Below are 21,901 nucleotides of genomic sequence, written 5' to 3'. Positions count from 1 at the left end.
CCCCGTAAAAGGTATAAAACCCCGAAAGATCTTGAAGAACTTTCGGGGTTTTATGCCTTCTGCCAAAGCTTGTTTGTTTAGAAAGGCAGATCGTCTTTTGCGTCACCGGCAATAAATTCGGGTGCCGAAGAGGGTGCCGGAGGAGGAACCGGAGCTCCCGGAGCCATGGGTGCGCCTGCACTTACGCGTTCTACTTTCCATGCGCGGATACTGTTGAACCAGCGATCCTGCCATTGACGTGCATCGATATCGAATGACACGGTCAACTCTTCACCCATTTGGATGTTGAATTGTTCTATTTTGTCTGCTCCGAAAATGTCGAAACACATTTTCTTAGGGTATTGGTCATGATTTTCGATTACATACTCCTGGGCTTTCCATTCGTTGCCGCTGGTTTTAGAAACTCCACCTCTGGGCTGGAGTATAGCGATAATTTTTCCTGTAAATTCCATTGCGATAATTTTAAATTGTGCGGCGAAGTTACAATTTTTTAGGGATATCCGACGAATATTCCCCTGTTTTTTCTTCTCTTTTATTGTGCTGCCTCGATCTTTTTTGTAACTTTGTGCTTTGCAAAAATATAAAATTTAAAATCACAGATTATATGAAATTTATCGTTTCAAGTACTGCACTTTTCAGCCATTTACAGGCTGTTAGCCGTGTGATAAACTCAAAAAATGCACTGCCTATTTTAGATTGTTTTCTCTTTCAGTTGGAGGACGGAACACTGTCTGTGACTGTCTCTGATAGTGAAACTACAATGGTAACCTCGGTTGAGGTGAACGAGAGTGATTCTAACGGAAAATTTGCTGTAGCTGCAAAGACATTGCTCGATGCATTGAAGGAGATACCGGAACAACCGTTGACATTCGATATCAAACCGGATACTTATGAAATTACGGTACAGTACCAGAATGGTAAATATAGCCTGATGGGACAGAATGCCGATGAATTCCCACAATCGGCTACACTTGGCGATAATGCAGTTCGTGTAGAGATGGAAGCACAGATTCTGCTGGGAGGCATTAACCGTTCGGTATTTGCTACGGCTGATGATGAACTTCGTCCGGTGATGAACGGTATCTACTTTGACATTACGACGGAAGACATTACGATGGTGGCTTCGGACGGACACAAGTTGGTGCGTTGCAAAACATTGGCTGCGCGCGGAAACGAACGTGCCGCATTTATTTTACCCAAAAAACCGGCGACTCTGTTGAAGAACCTTTTGCCTAAAGAATCGGGTATGGTAGTGATCGAGTTTGACGAACGCAACGCTGTCTTCACGCTTGAAAGTTATCGTATGGTATGCCGTCTGATAGAGGGACGCTATCCCAATTATAATTCAGTAATTCCGCAAAATAATCCGCATAAAGTTACGGTGGACCGTATGCAACTGATGGGCGCCTTGCGTCGTGTATCTATTTTTTCTTCGCAGGCAAGCAGCCTTATAAAACTCCGCATGCAGGAAAACCAGATCGTGGTTTCGGCTCAGGATATTGACTTCTCTACCTCTGCAGAGGAAACACAGGTATGCCAATATGCCGGTGCAGCCATGAGTATCGGTTTCAAATCTACTTTCCTGATCGATATCCTGAATAATATCTCGGCGGACGAAGTGGTTATCGAATTGGCTGATCCGTCAAGGGCCGGTGTCATTATCCCGGTAGAACAGGAAGAAAATGAAGACTTGCTGATGTTGCTGATGCCGATGATGCTGAACGATTAATCGCGGAACAGAAATAAAATCGGATTCATTACAGAGGACACAAAGATCACAGGGACATCATTCTTTTTTGAATTGAAACTCTGTGCCCTCAGTGTCCTTTGTAGTGAATTAAAACAAAACCGTATAAACAATGAAACTCAACCTAAAGAATCCTATCGTCTTTTTTGATCTGGAAACGACCGGGACAAATATCAACTCAGACCGAATCGTAGAAATCTGTTATCTTAAAGTGTATCCCAATGGGAATGAAGAGTCGAAAACTCTCCGTATCAATCCCGAAATGCCTATCCCTGCCGAATCATCTGCTGTTCACGGTATTTATGATGCTGATGTAGCCGATTGTCCTACTTTTAAGGAAGTGGCAAAGAGTATTGCCAATGATATCGAGGGTTGTGATCTGGCTGGTTTCAATTCCAACCGTTTTGATATTCCCGTGTTGGCAGAAGAATTTCTGCGTGCGGGTGTGGATATCGATATGAGTAAGCGCAAATTTGTCGATGTACAGGTGATTTTCCATAAGATGGAACAGCGTACCCTTACGGCTGCTTATAAGTTCTATTGTGGCCGTAATCTGGAAGATGCGCATACAGCGGAAGCTGATACCCGTGCCACGTACGAGGTACTGATGGCTCAACTCGATCGTTATCCGGAAGAGTTGCAGAATGATATGTCTTTCCTGGCCGATTATTCAAGCTATAACAAGAATGTGGATTTTGCAGGACGTATGGTATATGACGACAATGGGGTAGAGGTTTTCAACTTTGGTAAATACAAAGGACAGTCGGTGAGTGAAGTACTGAAAAAAGATCCGGGATATTACAGTTGGATTCTGAACAGTGATTTCACGTTGAATACAAAAGCCATGTTGACCAAGATTCGTCTGCGTGAGTTAACCGGAAAATAATTATGCTGAACGGAAAGAAAATTATACTCGGTATTACCGGTAGCATAGCTGCCTATAAAGCTTGTTACATCATACGTGGCCTGATCAAACAGGGAGCTGAGGTACAAGTCGTAATTACTCCCGCCGGAAAAGAATTTATCACTCCGATAACTCTCTCTGCGTTGACCGGCAAACCTGTCATCAGTGAATTCTTTGCTCAACGTGACGGTACGTGGAATAGCCATGTAGACCTGGGATTGTGGGCGGATGCTATGTTGATAGCCCCTGCCACGGCTTCTACCATCGGAAAAATGGCGAACGGCATAGCCGATAATATGTTGATTACGACTTATCTTTCTGCTAAAGCGCCGGTTTTTGTTGCTCCGGCTATGGACCTGGATATGTTTGCCCATCCCAGTACTCAAAAGAACCTGGATACGCTTCGTTCGTATGGTAATCATATCATTGAGCCGGCTTCGGGTGAATTGGCCAGTCATCTGGTAGGAAAAGGCCGTATGGAAGAACCGGAGAATATAATCCGGGTACTTGATGAATTCTTTTCATCAACGGGCGAACTGGCGGGGAAAAAAGTGCTGATCACGGCCGGACCGACTTATGAAAAGATTGATCCGGTGCGCTTCATCGGCAATTATTCTTCCGGTAAAATGGGGTTTGCCTTGGCTGAGGAGTGTGCCCGTCGCGGAGCCGATGTGGTACTGATTGCAGGGCCGGTACAACAGAAAACATATCATTCACATATTACCCGCATTGATGTGGAGTCCGCTCAGGACATGTATGAAGCAGCCATGGCGCAATACCCCTTGGTCGATGCCGGAATACTGTGTGCAGCGGTAGCGGATTTTACTCCGGACGCTGTTGCTGACAAGAAGATAAAACGCGAAGGAGACGAGTTGTTGCTGCATCTTAAACCCACTCACGATATTGCTGCTGCATTGGGCAAGATAAAAACTCCGGGACAGAAGTTAATCGGTTTTGCTCTTGAAACGAATGACGAGCAGCGCAATGCCGAAGGAAAGCTGATCCGGAAGAACTTTGATTTCATTGTGCTGAATTCGTTGAATGATGCTGGTGCGGGATTCCGTTACGATACCAATAAGATAAGCATTCTTAGTTGCAGGGGCAGAACCGATTATCCGTTAAAATCGAAGACGGAAGTAGCCAGAGATATTATTGATAGAATGATAAAAGAAATGTGATTTATGTTACGTTCATTATACATCCAGAATTATGCTCTGATTGAGAAACTCGATATTCGTTTCGAAACCGGATTTTCTGTAATCACCGGAGAGACCGGTGCCGGGAAATCCATTATTCTGGGTGCAATCGGACTTTTACTCGGACAACGTGCCGATGTGAAAGCTATCCGGCAAGGCGCTTCTAAATGTGTCATCGAGGCACGATTCGATATATCGGCCTATCACATGGAAGCCTTTTTTGAAGAGAACGAGTTAGAGTATGAGCCCGAATGCATACTTCGTCGTGAAGTACAGTCATCCGGTAAAAGTAGGGCATTTATCAATGATACACCTGCTTCGCTCACACAAATGAAAGAACTGGGTGAGCAATTGATCGATGTACACTCTCAACATCAGAACCTATTGCTCAATAAGGAGGGCTTCCAGCTTAATGTGCTCGATATTCTTTCCCATAACGAAGAGGCTTTGGATGTATACCATCATTTATATCAGGATTGGAAAAAACTCTGTAAGGAACTCGATGAACTGATTGTTCTGGCTGAACAAAGTAAGACGGATGAGGATTATATTCGTTTTCAGTTGGAACAACTGGAGGAGGCGCATCTTACGGGCGGAGAACAGGAAGAGTTGGAACAAGAGGCCGAGACATTGGCACACGCCGAAGACATCAAGGCCGGACTGTACCGGGTGGGGCAAACTCTTGCTTCAGATGAAGGAGGGCTGCTGCCTGTATTGAAAGAAAGTCTTGGCGCTTTGAGTGGTCTGCAGAAAGTATATCAACCTGCCGGTGAGTTGGCCGAACGGATGGAGAGCACTTACATCGAGTTGAAAGATATAGCTCAGGAGATATCAGATCAGGGCGAAGGCATTGAATTTAATCCATTACGACTGGAGGAAGTAAATGACCGGTTGAACTTGATCTACTCTTTAGAACAAAAACATCGTGTGCAGACCGTCGAAGAGTTGATTGCTCTTTCGGAGCAATATGCAACAAGACTTGCTGCCATTACTTCGTATGACGACCGGATCGTTAAACTGACGGAACGGCGCGATGCACAATATAATAAGGTAAAGAAGCAAGCCGCTGTCTTGACAAAGGCCCGTACAGAGATTGCCCGTGAAGTGGAGCAACAGATGGCTGCCCGTTTGATTCCTTTGGGAATACCCAATGTCCGCTTTCAAGTGGAGATGGGGTTGAAAAAAGAACCGGGTCCACAGGGCGCGGATACTGTTAATTTCTTGTTCTCAGCCAACAAAAACGGAACGCTGCAAAGCGTGTCTTCTGTTGCGTCGGGTGGTGAGATAGCTCGTGTTATGTTATCTATTAAGGCTATGATTGCAGGAGCTGTGAAACTTCCCACAATTGTATTCGACGAGATCGACACCGGTGTATCCGGTGAGATAGCAGATCGTATGGCGGATATTATGCAAGAGATGGGCGAACAAAACCGGCAGGTAATCAGTATTACGCATTTGCCGCAGATTGCCGCCCGTGGACGTGCCCATTATAAAGTGTATAAGCGGGATAATGATACGGAGACTAACAGTCATATCCGTCGTTTGACCGATGAAGAACGGGTAGAGGAACTGGCTCACATGTTGAGTGGTGCCACCTTGACGGAGGCGGCGCTGAGTAATGCGAGGGCGTTGCTGGAACCATCTTTGAAAGAAAGAAAAATAATAAAATAAGTATATGGTGGTGTACAATAAGTGATAACGAGTTGTATGTCCTAAAATGCAGACAATTACATGATTGATAAAAGCGAAATGATTTTCGGCGTTCGTGCCGTGATTGAAGCCATTCAGGCTGGTAAAGAGATAGACAAGATTTTGGTGAAAAAAGACATTCAGAGTGACTTGTCAAAAGAGCTGTTTACTGCTCTGAAAGGTACGCTGATTCCTGTCCAGCGTGTCCCGGTGGAACGTATCAACCGTATCACCCGTAAGAATCATCAGGGGGTGGTTGCGTTCATCTCTTCGGTAACGTATCAGAAGACGGAAGATTTGGTGCCTTTCCTTTTCGAAGAAGGTAAGAATCCTTTCTTTGTCATGCTTGATGGAATTACGGATGTGCGTAATTTTGGTGCCATAGCCCGTACTTGCGAATGTGCCGGAGTAGATGCCGTCATTATTCCTGCAAAAGGAAGCGTTACGGTCAATGCGGATGCGATGAAGACTTCGGCCGGTGCATTGCACACTTTGCCGGTTTGCCGTGAACAGAATCTGAAAACAACCTTGCAATATCTCAAAGATAGCGGCTTCCGTATTGTGGCTGCTACCGAAAAAGGAGATTATGATTATACGAAGGCAGATTATACCGGCCCGATGTGTATCATTATGGGGGCTGAGGATACCGGTGTTTCCTATGATAATCTTGCACTATGCGACGAATGGGTCAAGATTCCGATGCTGGGCAGCATTGAATCACTCAATGTATCTGTAGCCGCAGGTATCCTGATTTATGAAGGCGTGAAACAACGTACAAATTAAAAGAAACAACATTCAAATACATGAAAAAGAGCATACTATTCACATTTGTGCTTTGCCTCCTGTCACAATGGAGTGTAGCACAAGCCCCTAAGTGGGTTGAGAAAGCGAAACGATCGGTTTTTTCCATCGTTACGTATGATAAAGACGACAAAATTCAGAATACCGGTAACGGATTCTTTGTAACCGAAGACGGAGTGGCTCTGTCTGACTATTCACTGTTTAAAGGTGCCCAGCGTGCTGTTATTATTAACTCAGAAGGTGAAAAGATGCCTGTTGAGTGTATTCTGGGAGCCAATGATATGTATGATATCATTAAGTTTCGTGTGGGCATTACAGTGAAGAAAGTACCGGCTTTACAAGTGGCTGCTCTTGCTCCGGCTGTGGGTGCTGAAGTTTATTTATTGCCTTATTCCACTCAGAAAGGCGGTAACGTGACCCGTGGTAAAGTGAAAAAGGTAGATAATATCGGTGGTGATAAATATCATTACTATACGCTGGACATGGTATTGAAAGATAAAATGGTCAGTTGTCCGGTCACTACGGCGGACGGTAAAGTGTTTGGAGTGGCACAGAAGTCCTCGGGACAAGATACTGCCTCTATCAGCTATGCGGCCGGTGCGGCTTTCGCCATGTCTCAAAATATCAGTGCACTTGCGCTGAGCGACCCTGCCTTGAATGCTATCGGTATAAAGAAGGGGTTGCCCGAAGATGAAGATCAGGCTCTGGTCTATCTCTTTATTGCTTCAACACAATCCACACCTGAGGCTTATGCCATCGCCCTTGACGATTTTATAAAGACTTTCCCGAACAGTGCCGACGGTTATCTTCGCCGTGCCGGAAACTATGTTTTTGCAGACAAGGATGAAAACCACATGGATAAAGCGGCTGCCGACCTGGAACATGCGCTGAAGGTTGCACAGAAGAAAGACGATACCTATTATAACATAGCCAAGCTGATATACAATTATCAATTGAGTAAACCCGAAACTGTTTATAAAGACTGGACGTATGATCAGGCTCTGGAGAATGTACGGAGTGCGATTGCCATTCAGAGTTTACCCGTCTACCAGCAGTTGGAAGGAGATATTCTTTTTGCCAAGCAGGATTATGCAGGTGCATTTGCCAGCTATGACAAAGTGAATCAGACCGAACTGGCATCTCCTGCCTCTTTCTTCAGCGCTGCCAAAGCGAAGGAGTTGAGTAAAGCTGCTCCTGAAGAAGTAATTGCTTTGTTGGACAGTTGTATAGCCCGTTGCCAGACACCTATAACTTCCGATTTGGCTCCTTACCTGTTGGAACGTGCCCAGATGTATATGAATGTAGAGAAGTATCGTTTGGCTCTGGCAGATTATGATGCCTATTTCAATGCAGTGAAAGGTAGTGTCAATGACCTGTTCTATTATTACCGTGAGCAGGCTGCCTTCAAGGCTAAGCAGTTCCAGCGTGCGTTGGATGATATAGCAAAGGCGATCGAACTTAATCCGGAAGATCTCACTTATCGTGCAGAACAGGCTGTGGTAAATCTCCGTGTAGGCCGTTACGAAGAGGCTGAGAAAGTATTGAAAGACGCATTAGCTATCGATCCGAAATATGCTGAAGGGTATCGTTTGCTGGGAATTTGCCAGATTCAGTTAAAGCAAGAGAAAGCGGCTTGCGCAAGCTTTGCCAAGGCAAAAGAGCTTGGAGACCCCAATGTAGACGAACTGATTAAAAAACATTGTAAATAAACTATCCCCGAAATCTAAAAAAGAAGAGGCTGTCGCCATTGCGATAGCCTCTTTCTTTTTATGGAGAGCGTCATTGCGACTTCCTCCGTTCTGTAAAGTTTAGGTCTTATTGAGTTAAAGTTATATCTGGTTCTTTTGTGTATTCATATATATAAATGCGTTTGTTTGCCAAATACTGCATAGCTCTTCCATATTTTTCTTATCTTTGTTCACCTAAGATATTTTTGATGGATGCTTTTAGCATCTTCAGGATACTAACTTTGCTATAAATATTAATTATTAATGAATTAAATAAGATGAAAAAAGTAATTTGCAGTGAGAAGGCACCGGGAGCTATCGGGCCTTACAGTCAAGCTATTGAAGCTAATGGAATGGTATTTGTCTCTGGTCAGCTTCCTATTGATGCGGCTACGGGTGTGATGCCTGATGGTGTGGAGGCGCAAGCCCGCCAGTCACTCGAGAATATAAAACATATCCTTGAGGCTGCCGGTCTGACAATGGCAGACATTGTAAAAACAACTGTTTTCCTCCAGGATATGTCTCTGTTTGCCGGAATGAACGGAGTATACGCAACTTATTTTGACGGTGCATTTCCCGCTCGTTCGGCTGTTGCCGTGAAAGCCTTGCCTAAAGATGCCTTAGTCGAGATCGAGTGCATCGCGGCACGATAATAAGTCGGCTACAATAAAGCTACTGCCTCCTACGAAGATCAGGTCTTCCGGGAGGCTTTTTTCTTGTGCGGCCTTTACGGCAGACTGAACATCGGGATAAGCCTTTCCTTGCAGTCCGGCAGAAGCTCCGATCTGTTGTAACTGAGCCTCCGGTAATGCTCTTTTGACGCTCGCTTTTGTGAAATAGTACACTGCGTTTTCAGGAAGTATGGACAATACTCCACTTACGTCTTTGTCGTTCACCATGCCGATGACCATGTGCAGGCGATTGTATTTCATTTGTTTCAGTTGCTCCACGATATAAGAAATCCCTGCTACATTGTGTCCCGTATCGCAAATGACAGTGGGAGAGTCACTCAATTTCTGCCAGCGTCCTTGCAAACCGGTCATTTTATCTACTTGCAGGAATCCGTTTCTCACGTCATGATCTTCTATCTTATAACCCAGGCTTTTCAGAACAGGGAGAGCCGACAGTAGTGTATTTGTATTTTTTAGTTGGTACGAGCCTCCCAATACTCCTTCCAACCCGGGATATGCATCATTTTCGTAGATCCAGCCGGTAATATACTCTGTATCTTTTTCTGCTGCGGTATTCGGCTGATGATCTGTATACTGTCCCGGTTTTCGATCCGCGCGAGTTTTGAATTTAGTTGCTCCTTTTAGTCGTTGTTCGTCTTCTGCAAAGGTGATAGGTGCCTCCATCTCTTGTGCTTTCCGATAAAATACAGGCTTGGTCTCTTCTGTCGTCTCACCGACAACGACCGGTATGCCCCTTTTGATGATACCCGCTTTCTCCGTTGCAATTTTGGCCAGCGTATTACCTAAAAACTGCATGTGATCGAAACTGATGTTGGTGATGATGCTTAAGTCCGGACGGATGATGTTGGTACAGTCCAGTCGCCCTCCCAATCCGACTTCAATGACAGCCACGTCTATATGTTGATCGGCAAAGTATCGGAATGCCATTGCGGTGGTCAATTCAAAGAAAGAAGGATGCAGAGGTTCAAAGAACAGACGATGGTCTTCCACAAAGCGGATGACGTATTCTTGCGGGATGGGCTCGCCATTGATGCGGATACGCTCTCGAAAATCTACTAAATGGGGCGAAGTGTAGAGCCCGACTCTATATCCGGCCGATTGCAGAATGGCAGCCAATGTATGTGAGCAGGAACCTTTTCCGTTGGTCCCTGCAATGTGAATGCTTTGAAATGCTGTGTGGGGATGTCCCAAATATTCATCTAATGCATAGGTGTTTTCCAGTCCCTCTTTGTACGCGCTGCTTCCTACCTGCTGAAACATGGGAACGCTGTTGTATAGGTAGTCTAAAGTCTCCTGATAATTCATGTTTTATAATATTTAACGGGCAACTTCCTTTGTTTGCCTTTTTATTTGTTATCTTAGTTGCAACAATTCATCACAGTGGTGGTCAATTGGCTTTTTGATTGCAAATATCAACATTTAAATCTAAGAATCATGGGAACAAAGAAAAATTTTGTGCTCGACACGAATGTTATTCTTCACGACTACAATTGCCTGAAGAATTTTCAGGAGAATGATATTTATCTTCCGATTGTTGTTTTGGAAGAATTGGATAAGTTCAAGAAGGGAAATGAACAAATCAATTACAATGCACGTGAGTTTGTACGCGAACTCGATTTGATAACCGACGACAGTCTGTTTACCCATGGTGCTCCTTTAGGTGAGGGGTTGGGTAAGTTGTTTATTGTCACTGGCGATTCGGAGGCTCCCAAGGTACATGAATCGTTTCCGGCCCGTAAACCGGATCATCAGATATTGGCGGTAGCCGAATATTTGGCCCGGAAATATCCGAAGATGAAAAATATTCTGGTGACCAAGGATGTCAACCTTAGGATGAAAGCCCGTTCCATCGGTATACTTTGTGAGGACTACATAACCGATAAGGTGGTGAATGTCGATATTTTTGAAAAGTCGAACGAGGTGTTCGAAAATATAGAACCGGATCTGATCGACCGTATTTATTCGTCCAGAGAGGGGTTGGATATCAGTGAATTTGACTTTAAAGACATCATCCGTCCCAACGAATGTTTTATTCTGAAGAGCGATCGCAGCAGTGTGCTTGCCCGCTACAATCCTTTTACACATACGGTCTGCCGGGTGAATAAAACCAAGAATTACGGTATCGAACCTCGCAATGCGGAACAGAGTTTTGCTTTCGAAATTCTGAACGATCCGGATATCAAGCTGGTGGCCTTGACAGGTAAAGCCGGAACAGGTAAAACCTTGCTTGCACTGGCGGCAGCCTTGGGTAAACTCACGGAATACAAGCAGATCCTGTTGGCCCGTCCTATCGTGGCTCTTTCCAATAAAGATTTAGGATTCCTTCCGGGAGATGCAACAGAAAAGGTAGCTCCTTATATGCAACCTCTGTTCGACAACCTGAATGTGATCAAACGCCAATTTGCTTCTAACTCTACCGAAGTGAAGCGGCTGGAAGATATGCAGAAGAGTGAGCAACTGGTTATCGAGGCATTGGCATTCATTCGCGGACGAAGCCTGAGCGAGACCTATTGCATCATCGATGAAGCACAAAATTTGACTCCACACGAGATTAAAACCATTATCACCCGTGCCGGAGAAGGTACCAAAATGGTATTCACCGGAGATATTCAGCAGATCGACCAACCTTATCTGGATAGTCAGTCCAATGGCTTGGTGTACATGATCGATCGCATGAAAGATCAGAACCTCTTTGCGCATGTCAACTTGGTGAAAGGCGAACGTAGTGAATTGAGCGAATTGGCAAGTAACCTGATGTGATATCTATATCTTGGAGGGGGTGGGAGAGAAGGATTCCACCCCCTTTTTGCACTGTTATTCTACTTTTATTGTGTTAAAAACTTTATTTTGTCAAATAAAAACGCACGTGTTAGTGAAAATAGTGTATCTTTGCACCGCCTAAAACAAAAACTGTAAAACAAATGAAACAGAATTTTTTTCATCGGTATCTTTCTGCGAAGGTACTGCCCATTTGGACTATTCTATTGATTGATATATTTATTATCGTCGCATCCTGCCTGCTTGCTTACTCGCTTCGTTACGATTTCCGCAGCATTTTCTTGGATTCGTCGACAATAGATAAGACCATTCTTTGGACGGTAGTGGCTAACTTAATCTTCTTCCGGGTATTCCGTACCTATTCAAATGTGCTTCGCTTTTCTTCGTTTGTAGACATTATGCGCATATTTGTGTCGCTTACGGTCTCATATGGGGTATTGATGATTCTGAGTCTTCTGCTGGATGCTTACCTGGGCATTCGGATTGGTGCCATCAGTGTACTGTTTATGGCATATGTGATCAATTTTGCTATGATGGCCTGTTCGCGTATTGTGGTCAAAATGTTCTTCGAGGTACTCAATTTTGACGGTAGCCACACGACCAACGTCTTTATTTATGGTGCTAAAGAAGCCGGAGTAAACATCGCCAAATCCCTGCGTGTCAATTTGCGTAATCATTATCGTCTTCGTGGTTTCATTGCCGATGAACCCGAACTGATTGGTAAGGTGATGATGGGGGCGAAAGTTTTCCCGAATGATGAAGCATTGATTGAAAACATGAATGACCGTGATGTGCATACCATCATTGTTTCTCCGGCTAAGATGGAAAAGCTGAAGAAATCAGATATGATTGATACTCTGCTTTCCAATAACGTGAAGTTGCTTACTGCTCCCCCTTTGAGTGAATGGGGTGGGCAGGCACTGAATAAAACTCAGTTGAAGGAAATACAGATTGAGGACCTTTTGCAACGCGAACCGATTGAGGTGGACATCCATAAGATAGCTTCTCACCTGGAAGGTAAACGTGTAATGATTACAGGAGCCGCCGGTTCTATTGGTAGCGAAATCATGCGACAGGTCGCTTCTTTCAATCCATATAAGTTGATCCTGATTGATCAGGCTGAAACTCCGTTGCATGACATTCGTCTGGAATTGCAGGATCGTTGGCGTGACATTGATGCTGAAACGATTGTAGCTGATATTTCGAACGCAACTCGTATGGAGGCCATTTTCCGTGAATACAAACCTCAGTATATATTCCATGCAGCTGCCTATAAGCATGTGCCGATGATGGAAGACAATGTTTCGGAGTCTATTCAGATTAATGTATCGGGTACACGTACGCTTGCCGATCTGGCTGTTAAATTCGGTTCAGAGAAATTTGTAATGATTTCTACGGATAAAGCCGTTAATCCGACAAATGTTATGGGTTGTTCAAAGCGTATTTGTGAGATCTATGTACAGTCCTTAGCCAAGAAATTACAGAAGGAAGGCACACGTTCGGTACAGTTCATCACCACTCGTTTCGGTAATGTATTAGGATCTAACGGTTCGGTTATTCCCCGTTTCCGCGATCAGATTCAGCGTGGAGGACCTGTCACAGTGACCCATCCCGAAATAATCCGTTATTTCATGACCATTCCGGAGGCTTGTCGTCTGGTATTGGAAGCAGGAAGTATGGGTAATGGTGGGGAAATCTACATCTTCGATATGGGTAAACCGGTTAAGATTGTCGATCTGGCAAAACGGATGATCAGTCTTTCGGGACGTACGGATGTGAAAATTGAGTTTACCGGTTTGCGTCATGGTGAGAAACTGTACGAAGAGTTGCTCAATGTGAAGGAGCTGACCAAACCTACTTATCACGAAAAGATTATGATTGCCACTGTGCGTGAGTATGATTATGACGAAGTGAAAGAGAGAATCCAGAAATTAATTGATGTAAGCTATACCTATGATCAGATGAAGATCGTGGCTGCCATGAAAGATATTGTCCCTGAGTTTGTGAGCAAAAACTCTTGTTTTGAGGCGTTGGATAAGAAAGACTGATCGTATAGGAATATCCTGATCTTATTTATATAATCCGAAACTATAGATTCAACTATAGCTTCGGATTTTTTTATGTATTCATGCTTTTCGTTACTTCGTAATCTTATTAAACATGTCCTTTACATTTTGTATTTCAGGCATATTTTGCAGATAAAACTTTTCGTAGGCTCCTGCTCCATATTGGCAGTTAACCGTTCCGAAATCTTCTTCTTTACGGGATGGATTATTTCCGTCCATGCGGAGAAATACATTCGGAAAAGCTGCTGATTCGATTGTATATGAACCATCACTTTGTTCGTGTAACTTGAAACGTTCCCAGGCACTTGCTCCGAACTGACAGTTTACACGACCGCTACCCGATCCTGCGAATGCGTGAATGCCATTTCCGTCCATACGGAGAAATACTCCGGGATACTTTGAAGATTCGATAGTAAATGTACCATCGGTCTGTTTTTGTACTTTAAAGGCTCCGGTGGGAGCCATGCTTCTCTGACAGTTTACTTTACCTGCACCGGCACCACAGGCTGTGCTAATTCCCTTCCCATCCATGCGAAGGAATACCTCTTTGAAAGCTACTGATTGAATCAGCATCGGTTTTGAGAAATTTACTTTACTTTTGTCCATACGGCTCTTTTCCCTTCTTTTAAACTTAATTTAAATCCTTCTTTAATATTATCAATGGATATGTCCGGACCAATAACTGGACATGCAATTGATGCATACATTGTTTTTCCCTTTTGTATTGCATATAGCGCATATTCTCCATTATAATATGTACGTCCTACGATTTTAGTGTATTGACTTTGATTGTCGACACGATATTGGTCTTTGTTAGGTTTAGTTGGAATCTCTGTTAAACCATCTATTAATTCATGAATTGCTTTTTGTTGCTTACTGTTAAAGTTATCAAACTTACCGCCTGCTTTTTCTAATTCCCACATGATATATTAATTGTTATATGATTTATATAAGATAGTTAGATTTTATCGAAATCAGAATGATTTTTAATTACCATTTTAATTCCTTTTGATTTTAAATTCAGACAATAAGTCTTAAATTCAGTTCCGGTAAAAGGGTGATTAATATCTACTTCGAATTTGCTACATTCGTAGTAAGTTAAAGTGTTATTCTTTCGAGTATAGATAGCTGGAACGATTCCATCCGACCATACTTTTAATCCTTCCTTATTGCCATTTATCCACCGTTCATAGGTGTCTTTACCTGTTTTAGTTTCGATGCTGTTTACTTGGCAGATACCTACATGACATAATATGATTCCATCATCTGTTAACATCTCTTTGAAATGTGGAATATGGCAGGCGCTATGGCAAGCATCAAGAACTAATCTACAAACTTTTCCTTTGAAGAAATAGCTCAGATCTTTTATGTCTGGTTTGGTTAGTTTGCAAATTTCCTTTTCATTTCCGTGTGTTCCGTAAATAATTAACTCTATACAGCTATTGCTATTAATAGATTTTGTGTTCAAATCCAGAGTTTTTTTCAGTACACTATAATCTTTGTATCGGATTTCTAAAGAGTTTGTTGTACATGTCGTTTGTGCAACTTGACAACTATCATCTTGTTTTAAAATAATAAGCATAATAGTGATTTGTAAAAAGTTCCTACTCTTTCTTCGGCTTTTCGGAATCCGCCGTTTCTATTTATTCTTTGTAAGCTTACGGTGACAAAAGTGAGAAGAAAAGTTCCATCTTAAAAATATAAATTCTGAATACGGAATAGTTTCTTTCAGGAGTGTAAATCAATCTTTCAAGTGCTGTCTTCTAAGCCACGAAAGCAATATACCTGTATGCTTATAAGACAATATCGTCCATTCGGAAAAACATTCTTCCTGTTTAAAATATAAAATTGTAACCGGGTCGATCACTCTCTATTTTTGCCATCATAAACGTCAGAACAAACGGTTGAAATTCATAAATAACAATAGATATGGCAGTAAAAATATTGAGTGTAGATGATGAACTCGATTTAGAAGTATTACTTACCCAGTACTTCAGGCGACAAATACGAAAAGGTGAATACGAGTTCGCTTTTGCCCATAACGGGTTGGAAGCTTTACAGAAACTTCTGGAAACTCCCGATTTCGATATCATCCTGAGTGATATTAATATGCCGGAGATGGATGGGTTGACCCTATTGGCTAAGGTCAATGAACTGAAAAATCCGGCAATGAAGTGTATAATGGTCTCTGCTTATGGAGACATGGATAACATACGTTCTGCTATGAACAAGGGAGCGTTTGATTTTGCAACCAAACCGATCGATTTGGATGATCTGTCGCGGACTATTGAAAAGGCGATCGAACAGGTTCGCTATATCCGTGAGTCACAGCAGGAGCACAACCAACTGGAATCTATCAAAAATGACCTGGCCATTGCGGGAGAAATCCAGCAAACGATTCTTCCCCGTTCCTTTCCTCCTTTTCCGGAACTGACGGAAGTGGTTGATATTTATGCTTCCATGACTCCGGCAAAAGATGTAGGTGGCGATTTTTATGATTTCTTCCAGATTGACGATGAACGTATCGGGCTGGTGATTGCTGACGTATCCGGGAAAGGGGTGCCGGCATCCTTGTTCATGGCGGTTAGTCGGACCCTGCTCCGTGCAACTGCTCTTCGGGGTGTTTCGTCGGCAGAATGCCTTACTTATGCCAATAAGTTACTGTGTAAAGAGAGCCTGGACTCTATGTTTGTTACGGTCTTTTATGGGATTTATCATTATAAAACCGGCATGATGGACTATACCAATGCCGGGCATAATCCCCCTTATCTCCTTCGTGGCGGACGGACTGTTGAATGCTTGCCTGTCGCTTCTAATTTTGTGGTAGGCGTGTTCGATGATATTGAATTTGAGAGTAATACATTGACGTTCGGCATCGGTGACACTTTACTTCTGTATACGGATGGTGTCACAGAGGCTTTTAACGACAAGCGGGAACAATTCTCGGAAAGTAACTTACAGGATATATTGGCGTCTATGCACGAAAGTAGTTCCGCAAAAGAGGTTGTTACGAGTGTATTGCAGTCTGTTAAGACTTTCTCCGGAGACTATCCTCAGTCCGATGACATAACCCTGCTTTCTCTTCAACGAATCAAATAATATTAAAATAAAAGAACGATGGAAAAGTATGAAATTCATTTTGTAGGTTCCGTCTTGGATTCAAATACAAGCGGTGACGAACAAGCAAAAATTGTAGCTCTTATCGAGCAAGGACATTCTGTTGCATTAGATCTCAGCGGCTGTTCTTATGTATCCAGTGCCGGATTGAGAGTCATGCTTTATGCCTTTAAGTTGGCGAAAGCTAAAAGTAGAGATGTTTGCCTTGTCGGTGTGTCACAAGAGGTTAAAGACGTGATGCACATGACCGGATTCGATAAATTCTTTCGTTTTTATCAGACTCTCGATGAATTATCACAACCCTAAAAATTACCTGAGCAATGACGTTACTTCAGTTTCGCCCTGTCGATGGGAGGTTAGATGAAATTCTTAGTATGCTGATGCATAGTCGTGAAGTTGCTTCACATCCTTCCCTGTCTTATGCCATCCGTTTGGTCAGTGAAGAGATCATTGTCAATATTCTCAATTACGCTTATCCGCAGCAGGCAGAAGGTTATCTGACTCTGTGCTTATGGGATGAAGACGGAGAGATTACTTTGGAGTTTATAGATGGTGGTATTCCATTCAATCCTTTGGATAAAGCCGATCCTGATATTTCATTACCGTTAGAACAACGTGAAATAGGAGGATTGGGCATTTTCCTGGTACGTGAAATGATGGATGACGTAGCGTATACGTACGTGAATAAGGAGAATCGGTTGACCATTAAAAAGAAATATCTGCAACCCACTGATGAACCTGTATCATGATCAAGTTAAACGAAAATATCATCCGTTGGATCATTGCCGTTCCTTGTATACTTTTGACAGTATGTCTGGTCCTATACCGGGCATATCGTCATTCGGCATCGGACAGGGAGCGCCTTGCTCTGTCTCTGGAGGAATTCCGGGATAAAGAAAAGAAATCGGTTCTTATACAACGGGTCAGTCAACAAATGGAGGAGATTGCTTATCAACAAAAGGATATTTCCGAAAAGAGAAGACAGGAAGCCGTTGCGCAAACTCAAAAGGCCAACCGAATGCAACAGCAGGCAGAGTTGGCACGGGAAAGAGCGCTTGCTGCACAATTGGAGGCTGAGAAAGCGTATCGGATGGCAGATGAACAAAAGAATCTGGCGATGGAACGGCAACTACAGGCCGAACAGTCGAAGAGGGTTGCCGATACATTGGCTTTTCTGGCTTTGGGACGTTCATTGGGGACACTCTCTGTTACTCAATATCGGTCGGGCAACATGGAATTAGCTTCTCTGTTGGCATATACCGCCTGGTGGTTTACCAAGCGATATGATGGCGATGTATATCATCCGGCTGTTTTCAATGCATTGTCTTTGTCTTGCAGGCAAGATCAGCTTTGGTTCGGGCATAAAGGAGCTGTTACCGGGATCAAACTGTTATCCGGAGGCGAGGAAAAAGCAAAAGCCGGTCGGAATCCTCTGCCGGGATTGGTCACTGTCGGCAAGTACGGTGAGATGATACGTTGGAAATCGGAAAATGGGCAGACCTATACCTCCGAATTACTGTTGAATGATCCCTGTTATGATTTTCGGGATGTGCTGTTGCGGTCCGATTCACAGAAGTATGCCTTGTCATACTGCGGGCAGCTTATCTCCACGGATTCCGCCGGTATCGTTACCCGCTTTTTGCCTAAAGGAGAATATCGGCAATTGATTTCGATTGCCTCTAACTTGGTATTGGCGGTTTCCACAACCGGTATTTATTCTTTTGACTGTATCAACCATGAGATACAACCTTGTTTTCAACCGGAACATTCGATAACTTGTGTCGGTCAAATGGAAGGCTATCTCTATGTTTTTTTTAAGAATGGGACAGTAGCTTTACTTTCGTCGGATGGTACATTTCTCAGATTTATAGACAGCTTGCCCGAGAATAGTGTGGTTACTGCATTCTGTCCTCTTGCCAATGAAAGATATGCCATTGGCTGTCGTGAAGGAGTTATCCTGATTTGTGATAAGAATGGAAATATCCGGCAGAAGTTGATAGGGCATCAGGCTGCGGTTACTGCTATTTCCCGGAAAGGGAACAAACTGTTTTCGAGTAGTTACGATTGTACACTGCGTCTGTGGGATCTTTGTAAAGGAAAGACCGAGTCGGCTGTTATTGTGACAAGCCCCGGTTGGATTCATACTTTTTGCTTTCATCCGGACGGTACATCTGTCTTTATGGGAGACGAACAGGGGCGGTTGTATCGGGTGCCTGTTTCACCCGATCACATGGCTGCTGTTGTCCGTCAGGGGTTACAGCGTGATTTTACTCGAGAAGAATGGGAGTATTATATCGGTAAGCAAATTCCATTTGAATCCTATTACCTAAAAACGTATCAGCCATGAAAAAGATAGTCTTTTTGATAATGTGTCTTTGCTCGGTATATGCAAATTCACAAGAAGGTATCCCGTTTTTTGTAAACTATCCGGCTTCGGTTTATCAGGCGCACAATCGTAATTTCGATGTCGTTTGCGACAGTTGTGGAAATGTCTATTTTGCTAATTTCGAAGGTATCCTTCATTATGACTATAACCGTTGGGAAACTATTTATACACCGGGCTTTTCCCGTGTCACCCGTTTGTTTCGTGATTCGGAAGGTAGGATATGGGTGGGAGGATATAACGTGTTCGGACGGATAGAGCGTGATGGACGCGGATGTATTACGTTGAGAACCCTTCTTTCCGATCTGGACACAGACTCTTTGGGCGAATTGGAAGATATGGCAGAAATAGATAAACGCATTTATCTGAAAGCTACATCAGGAGGATATTATACGGTTCAGTCAGATTCCATTTTGGCACCGGTTCAGGTACTTCCGGCCCAATTGCAGGAAAAGTGGAGAAATCAATCCTCAGTCTCAATGAATCGGGCGTTTTCTCTACCCGGAGGAGAAACAATCTCGATAAACTCTGCCCATGGATTAATAATGGATGACAGTGGGAAAAAAGAACGGTTTTCCGTAACTGAGAGAAATGGCTTATGCAGTAACGCTGTTTCGGGTATTGCGGCCGATGGGCGTGGCAATCTCTGGGGAGCTACGGATAACGGTGTGTTTCATGTTTTTATTCCCTCTTTGTTCAGCCGTTATACCTCTGGTGAAGGTCTGAAGGGAGAGGTAATATCGGCTGTCTCTTACAAAGGAATGATATATACCGGGACCTTACAGGGATTATACGTATTGAAGCAAAACACTTTTGTTCCTGTTCAGGGAATTTCGCAAGCATGTTGGCAACTGTGTCTTTCTCCACAAGGAGAATTATATGCAGCGTCCGGCGATGGTGTGTATGTGATCCGGGATTATAATCATTCGGAAAAACTCACAGATATGGCAGCTTATTCATTGACATTCATTGGGCATACGAACCTTCTGATGGGCACTATGGATGGGATTTATCAATATTCGGCAGATGAGGAACGGATAAAGAAAATTTCCGATGTCGAAAAAGTCGTTCGTCTGGAAGTGAAGAAAGATCGTTCTGTATGGGCTAAAACGTTGTACGGAGAAATCTATTTGCGGGAAGAGGGCGAAAGCTCTTTTGTACTTCAAGACAGAGAGAGTGAAGAAGTAATGACCGAGTATACGGACAACGATGGCTGTCATTGGCAGACAAATCTGAAAGGAAAAGAGGTACAGGTACATCATTCGCAAATTGATACGGAGAAATTCAACCAATGCCTGTATGCCATTCGGAATTATGTCGTGAGGGTGATTTATATTGAAGAAGACAGGGCGGCATGGTTCGGCGGTGATTTTGGTTTAATTCGGATGGACCTTGAAAAGGCCCGGACATTTACTCCGGTTGCTCCCCGCATCTATCTTCGTGAAGTTTGTCTGAACCGTGATTCTGTCTATTGGGGAGGAGATCTGCCGGAAGAGTCCGGGGGAGCGGACTGGCAGATAAATAGTACAGTACCTCGTTTGGGGAATGATGTACGTTCCATTCGTTTTTCATTTGCTACCGATGCGCCCTGTTTCACCGGTTCCAATGAGTATAGATATCGCCTGGTCGGTTATGATCCGGAATGGAGTTCGTGGGATTCCGGGACTGTGAAAGAGTATGCCAACCTTTCGTCGGGTACGTATACGTTTTGTGTCCGGGCCCGTGATATTTACGGCACAGAGAGTGAAATGAAACAATTCCGCTTTTCGTTATTGCCTCCTTTTTATTTGCAATGGTATTGTCTGATCCTATATACCGTTGCTTTTGGAATGCTGTTGTTCTTATTGTTTAAATGGAGAATGCGCAGTTTGCTGAAAGAGAAGGAGAGGTTAGAGGCCCTTGTCGGCCAACGTACCAAACAGTTGGTACAACAAAAAAATGAAATTGAGGAAAAGTCCTTAAAATTGGAAAAAGCATTGAAGGAGCTGGGCCAGGCACAAGATGAATTGGTTCGACAAGAAAAAATGGCTACTGTAGGTAAACTGACTCAAGGGTTGATTGACCGTATTCTGAATCCGTTGAATTACATTAATAATTTTTCCCACCTGACCTCAGGATTACTGAAGGACCTATATCAGAATCTGGAGAGTGTAAAAGAACTTTTGGATGAAGATACCTACTTGGATTCGGTAGATGTCATCAACATGATGAGAGATAATCTGGAAAAGATTGAGGAACATGGAAGTAACACCACTCGTGTACTGAAGGCCATGGAAGAAATCCTGAGAGACCGTAACAGGCAACTGGAAAAAACAGAATTAATCGGTTTATGCCGGAAAGACATGGAGCTATTGAGCAGTTATTATCAGAAGGAGATTACGGCTATGCATATTGAGGTTCGTACTTCCTTGCCCGATAATCCGTTGTTTATTGACGGGAATGCCGAACAACTGGGAAAAACCATTATGAGTCTTCTTAACAATGGTATGTATGCCATAGCCAAAAAATACGGTAAGAAAGCCTATCCGGCAGAGATTGGCCTGGCATTGGAAAGTAAGGACGGACAGGCAGTCATTCGCCTATATGACAATGGAGTGGGGATCGAGCAGAGTATTCTGGATAAAATCTTCGATCCGTTCTTTACTACCAAAACAACCGGAGAGGCAGCAGGTATCGGTTTGTATCTGAGTAAGGAAATCATATTAAATCACCATGGGCAGATAGCAGTACGTTCTGAAAAAGATGAATTGACAGAATTCACTATCACTCTGCCATTGTGGGAGGAAAAGTCAGTATAAATA

Annotated in this window: 19 protein-coding genes; 14 read left to right on the top strand and 5 right to left on the bottom strand. The window is 43.4% G+C overall.

The genetic code is table 11. From position 1 onward, the window contains the following. Nucleotides 1–77: 77 nt before the first annotated feature. A complete protein-coding gene (locus BF9343_RS13690) occupies nucleotides 78–452 on the bottom strand; it encodes a DUF3127 domain-containing protein (RefSeq protein WP_010993159.1) in 375 nt (124 codons plus the stop codon). A 152-nt stretch (nucleotides 453–604) separates the two neighbouring features. On the opposite strand from BF9343_RS13690, the gene dnaN reads away from it, so the two are divergent. The 7 genes from dnaN (at nucleotide 605) to BF9343_RS13655 (ending at nucleotide 8,717) form a co-directional block, all read left to right on the top strand. Continuing rightward, nucleotides 605–1,729 (top strand): DNA polymerase III subunit beta, encoded by a 1,125-nt coding sequence (dnaN, locus tag BF9343_RS13685; RefSeq protein ID WP_005788748.1) that lies wholly within the window; start codon nucleotides 605–607, stop codon nucleotides 1,727–1,729. 130 nt (nucleotides 1,730–1,859) lie between these two features. Further along, nucleotides 1,860–2,633, top strand: a complete 774-nt coding sequence (locus BF9343_RS13680; protein ID WP_005788747.1) for a 3'-5' exonuclease — start codon at nucleotides 1,860–1,862, stop codon at nucleotides 2,631–2,633. Nucleotides 2,634–2,635: 2 nt separating this feature from the next. Further along, on the top strand, nucleotides 2,636–3,829 hold the full coding sequence (gene coaBC / locus BF9343_RS13675) for a bifunctional phosphopantothenoylcysteine decarboxylase/phosphopantothenate--cysteine ligase CoaBC (RefSeq protein WP_005788745.1): 1,194 nt from the start codon (nucleotides 2,636–2,638) through the stop codon (nucleotides 3,827–3,829). Between the two features lie 3 nt (nucleotides 3,830–3,832). After that, nucleotides 3,833–5,518, top strand: coding sequence for a DNA repair protein RecN (gene recN, locus BF9343_RS13670; RefSeq protein WP_010993158.1), 1,686 nt, complete (start codon nucleotides 3,833–3,835; stop codon nucleotides 5,516–5,518). Nucleotides 5,519–5,578: 60 nt separating this feature from the next. Then, nucleotides 5,579–6,319 carry a 23S rRNA (guanosine(2251)-2'-O)-methyltransferase RlmB gene (gene rlmB, locus BF9343_RS13665; RefSeq protein ID WP_005788741.1) on the top strand — a complete coding sequence of 247 codons (741 nt, stop codon included), beginning with the start codon at nucleotides 5,579–5,581 and terminating at the stop codon, nucleotides 6,317–6,319. Between the two features lie 20 nt (nucleotides 6,320–6,339). Further along, entirely contained in the window at nucleotides 6,340–8,046 is a 1,707-nt protein-coding gene (locus tag BF9343_RS13660) for a tetratricopeptide repeat protein (protein WP_010993157.1), read from the top strand. Between the two features lie 296 nt (nucleotides 8,047–8,342). Beyond that, on the top strand, nucleotides 8,343–8,717 hold the full coding sequence (locus tag BF9343_RS13655) for a RidA family protein (protein WP_005788735.1): 375 nt from the start codon (nucleotides 8,343–8,345) through the stop codon (nucleotides 8,715–8,717). On the opposite strand, the gene BF9343_RS13650 is transcribed toward BF9343_RS13655, so the two are convergent. After that, a complete protein-coding gene (locus tag BF9343_RS13650; protein WP_010993156.1) occupies nucleotides 8,685–10,061 on the bottom strand; it encodes a bifunctional folylpolyglutamate synthase/dihydrofolate synthase in 1,377 nt (458 codons plus the stop codon). The genes BF9343_RS13655 and BF9343_RS13650 overlap by 33 nt on opposite strands. Nucleotides 10,062–10,190: 129 nt before the next feature. Between BF9343_RS13650 and BF9343_RS13645 the strand changes: the two genes are divergently transcribed. Together BF9343_RS13645 and BF9343_RS13640 are read left to right on the top strand one after the other, a co-directional pair. Then, nucleotides 10,191–11,516, top strand: a complete 1,326-nt coding sequence (locus BF9343_RS13645; RefSeq protein ID WP_005788731.1) for a PhoH family protein — start codon at nucleotides 10,191–10,193, stop codon at nucleotides 11,514–11,516. A gap of 161 nt (nucleotides 11,517–11,677) precedes the next feature. Continuing rightward, nucleotides 11,678–13,582 carry a polysaccharide biosynthesis protein gene (locus tag BF9343_RS13640; protein ID WP_005788730.1) on the top strand — a complete coding sequence of 635 codons (1,905 nt, stop codon included), beginning with the start codon at nucleotides 11,678–11,680 and terminating at the stop codon, nucleotides 13,580–13,582. Between the two features lie 90 nt (nucleotides 13,583–13,672). Here the strand turns inward: BF9343_RS13640 and BF9343_RS13635 are convergent, their stop codons facing one another. The 3 genes from BF9343_RS13635 to BF9343_RS13625 are packed head-to-tail and all read right to left on the bottom strand — an operon-like array spanning nucleotide 13,673 to nucleotide 15,182. Beyond that, entirely contained in the window at nucleotides 13,673–14,206 is a 534-nt protein-coding gene (locus BF9343_RS13635; RefSeq protein ID WP_041926236.1) for a fascin domain-containing protein, read from the bottom strand. After that, nucleotides 14,188–14,523 (bottom strand): hypothetical protein, encoded by a 336-nt coding sequence (locus tag BF9343_RS13630; protein WP_010993154.1) that lies wholly within the window; start codon nucleotides 14,521–14,523, stop codon nucleotides 14,188–14,190. The genes BF9343_RS13635 and BF9343_RS13630 overlap by 19 nt, the downstream gene beginning before the upstream one ends. Before the next feature lie 35 nt (nucleotides 14,524–14,558). After that, the gene (locus BF9343_RS13625; protein WP_005815252.1) at nucleotides 14,559–15,182 is read right to left on the bottom strand and encodes a hypothetical protein; all 624 of its coding nucleotides are present in this window, start codon (nucleotides 15,180–15,182) and stop codon (nucleotides 14,559–14,561) included. A gap of 347 nt (nucleotides 15,183–15,529) precedes the next feature. On the opposite strand from BF9343_RS13625, the gene BF9343_RS13620 reads away from it, so the two are divergent. The 5 genes from BF9343_RS13620 to BF9343_RS13600 are packed head-to-tail and all read left to right on the top strand — an operon-like array spanning nucleotide 15,530 to nucleotide 21,898. Further along, complete coding sequence (locus BF9343_RS13620; RefSeq protein WP_005788722.1) at nucleotides 15,530–16,699, top strand: PP2C family protein-serine/threonine phosphatase; 1,170 nt, start codon at nucleotides 15,530–15,532, stop codon at nucleotides 16,697–16,699. 18 nt (nucleotides 16,700–16,717) lie between these two features. Then, nucleotides 16,718–17,023, top strand: a complete 306-nt coding sequence (locus BF9343_RS13615; protein ID WP_005788720.1) for an STAS domain-containing protein — start codon at nucleotides 16,718–16,720, stop codon at nucleotides 17,021–17,023. A 14-nt stretch (nucleotides 17,024–17,037) separates the two neighbouring features. Continuing rightward, the gene (locus tag BF9343_RS13610; protein WP_005788717.1) at nucleotides 17,038–17,466 is read left to right on the top strand and encodes an ATP-binding protein; all 429 of its coding nucleotides are present in this window, start codon (nucleotides 17,038–17,040) and stop codon (nucleotides 17,464–17,466) included. Next, the gene (locus BF9343_RS13605; protein ID WP_010993153.1) at nucleotides 17,463–19,064 is read left to right on the top strand and encodes a hypothetical protein; all 1,602 of its coding nucleotides are present in this window, start codon (nucleotides 17,463–17,465) and stop codon (nucleotides 19,062–19,064) included. The genes BF9343_RS13610 and BF9343_RS13605 overlap by 4 nt, the downstream gene beginning before the upstream one ends. After that, the gene (locus BF9343_RS13600; RefSeq protein WP_010993152.1) at nucleotides 19,061–21,898 is read left to right on the top strand and encodes a sensor histidine kinase; all 2,838 of its coding nucleotides are present in this window, start codon (nucleotides 19,061–19,063) and stop codon (nucleotides 21,896–21,898) included. Before BF9343_RS13605 ends, BF9343_RS13600 begins: the two co-directional genes overlap by 4 nt. The last annotated feature ends 3 nt before the right edge of the window (nucleotides 21,899–21,901 follow it).

Origin of the sequence: Bacteroides fragilis NCTC 9343, assembly GCF_000025985.1 — a bacterium.
Lineage (GTDB): Bacteria > Bacteroidota > Bacteroidia > Bacteroidales > Bacteroidaceae > Bacteroides > Bacteroides fragilis.
The sequence above is the reverse complement of the archived record's forward strand: the minus strand, read 5'-3'. Positions and strand labels throughout refer to the sequence as shown.

Excerpts from the sequence above, each read along its gene's own strand:
- BF9343_RS13690 (WP_010993159.1), bottom strand. The coding sequence starts at position 452 with ATGGAATTTACAGGAAAAATTATCGCTATACTCCAGCCCAGAGGTGGA.
- dnaN (WP_005788748.1), top strand. The coding sequence starts at position 605 with ATGAAATTTATCGTTTCAAGTACTGCACTTTTCAGCCATTTACAGGCT.
- BF9343_RS13680 (WP_005788747.1), top strand. The coding sequence starts at position 1,860 with ATGAAACTCAACCTAAAGAATCCTATCGTCTTTTTTGATCTGGAAACG.
- coaBC (WP_005788745.1), top strand. The coding sequence starts at position 2,636 with ATGCTGAACGGAAAGAAAATTATACTCGGTATTACCGGTAGCATAGCT.
- recN (WP_010993158.1), top strand. The coding sequence starts at position 3,833 with ATGTTACGTTCATTATACATCCAGAATTATGCTCTGATTGAGAAACTC.
- rlmB (WP_005788741.1), top strand. The coding sequence starts at position 5,579 with ATGATTGATAAAAGCGAAATGATTTTCGGCGTTCGTGCCGTGATTGAA.
- BF9343_RS13660 (WP_010993157.1), top strand. The coding sequence starts at position 6,340 with ATGAAAAAGAGCATACTATTCACATTTGTGCTTTGCCTCCTGTCACAA.
- BF9343_RS13655 (WP_005788735.1), top strand. The coding sequence starts at position 8,343 with ATGAAAAAAGTAATTTGCAGTGAGAAGGCACCGGGAGCTATCGGGCCT.
- BF9343_RS13650 (WP_010993156.1), bottom strand. The coding sequence starts at position 10,061 with ATGAATTATCAGGAGACTTTAGACTACCTATACAACAGCGTTCCCATG.
- BF9343_RS13645 (WP_005788731.1), top strand. The coding sequence starts at position 10,191 with ATGGGAACAAAGAAAAATTTTGTGCTCGACACGAATGTTATTCTTCAC.
- BF9343_RS13640 (WP_005788730.1), top strand. The coding sequence starts at position 11,678 with ATGAAACAGAATTTTTTTCATCGGTATCTTTCTGCGAAGGTACTGCCC.
- BF9343_RS13635 (WP_041926236.1), bottom strand. The coding sequence starts at position 14,206 with ATGGACAAAAGTAAAGTAAATTTCTCAAAACCGATGCTGATTCAATCA.
- BF9343_RS13630 (WP_010993154.1), bottom strand. The coding sequence starts at position 14,523 with ATGTGGGAATTAGAAAAAGCAGGCGGTAAGTTTGATAACTTTAACAGT.
- BF9343_RS13625 (WP_005815252.1), bottom strand. The coding sequence starts at position 15,182 with ATGCTTATTATTTTAAAACAAGATGATAGTTGTCAAGTTGCACAAACG.
- BF9343_RS13620 (WP_005788722.1), top strand. The coding sequence starts at position 15,530 with ATGGCAGTAAAAATATTGAGTGTAGATGATGAACTCGATTTAGAAGTA.
- BF9343_RS13615 (WP_005788720.1), top strand. The coding sequence starts at position 16,718 with ATGGAAAAGTATGAAATTCATTTTGTAGGTTCCGTCTTGGATTCAAAT.
- BF9343_RS13610 (WP_005788717.1), top strand. The coding sequence starts at position 17,038 with ATGACGTTACTTCAGTTTCGCCCTGTCGATGGGAGGTTAGATGAAATT.
- BF9343_RS13605 (WP_010993153.1), top strand. The coding sequence starts at position 17,463 with ATGATCAAGTTAAACGAAAATATCATCCGTTGGATCATTGCCGTTCCT.
- BF9343_RS13600 (WP_010993152.1), top strand. The coding sequence starts at position 19,061 with ATGAAAAAGATAGTCTTTTTGATAATGTGTCTTTGCTCGGTATATGCA.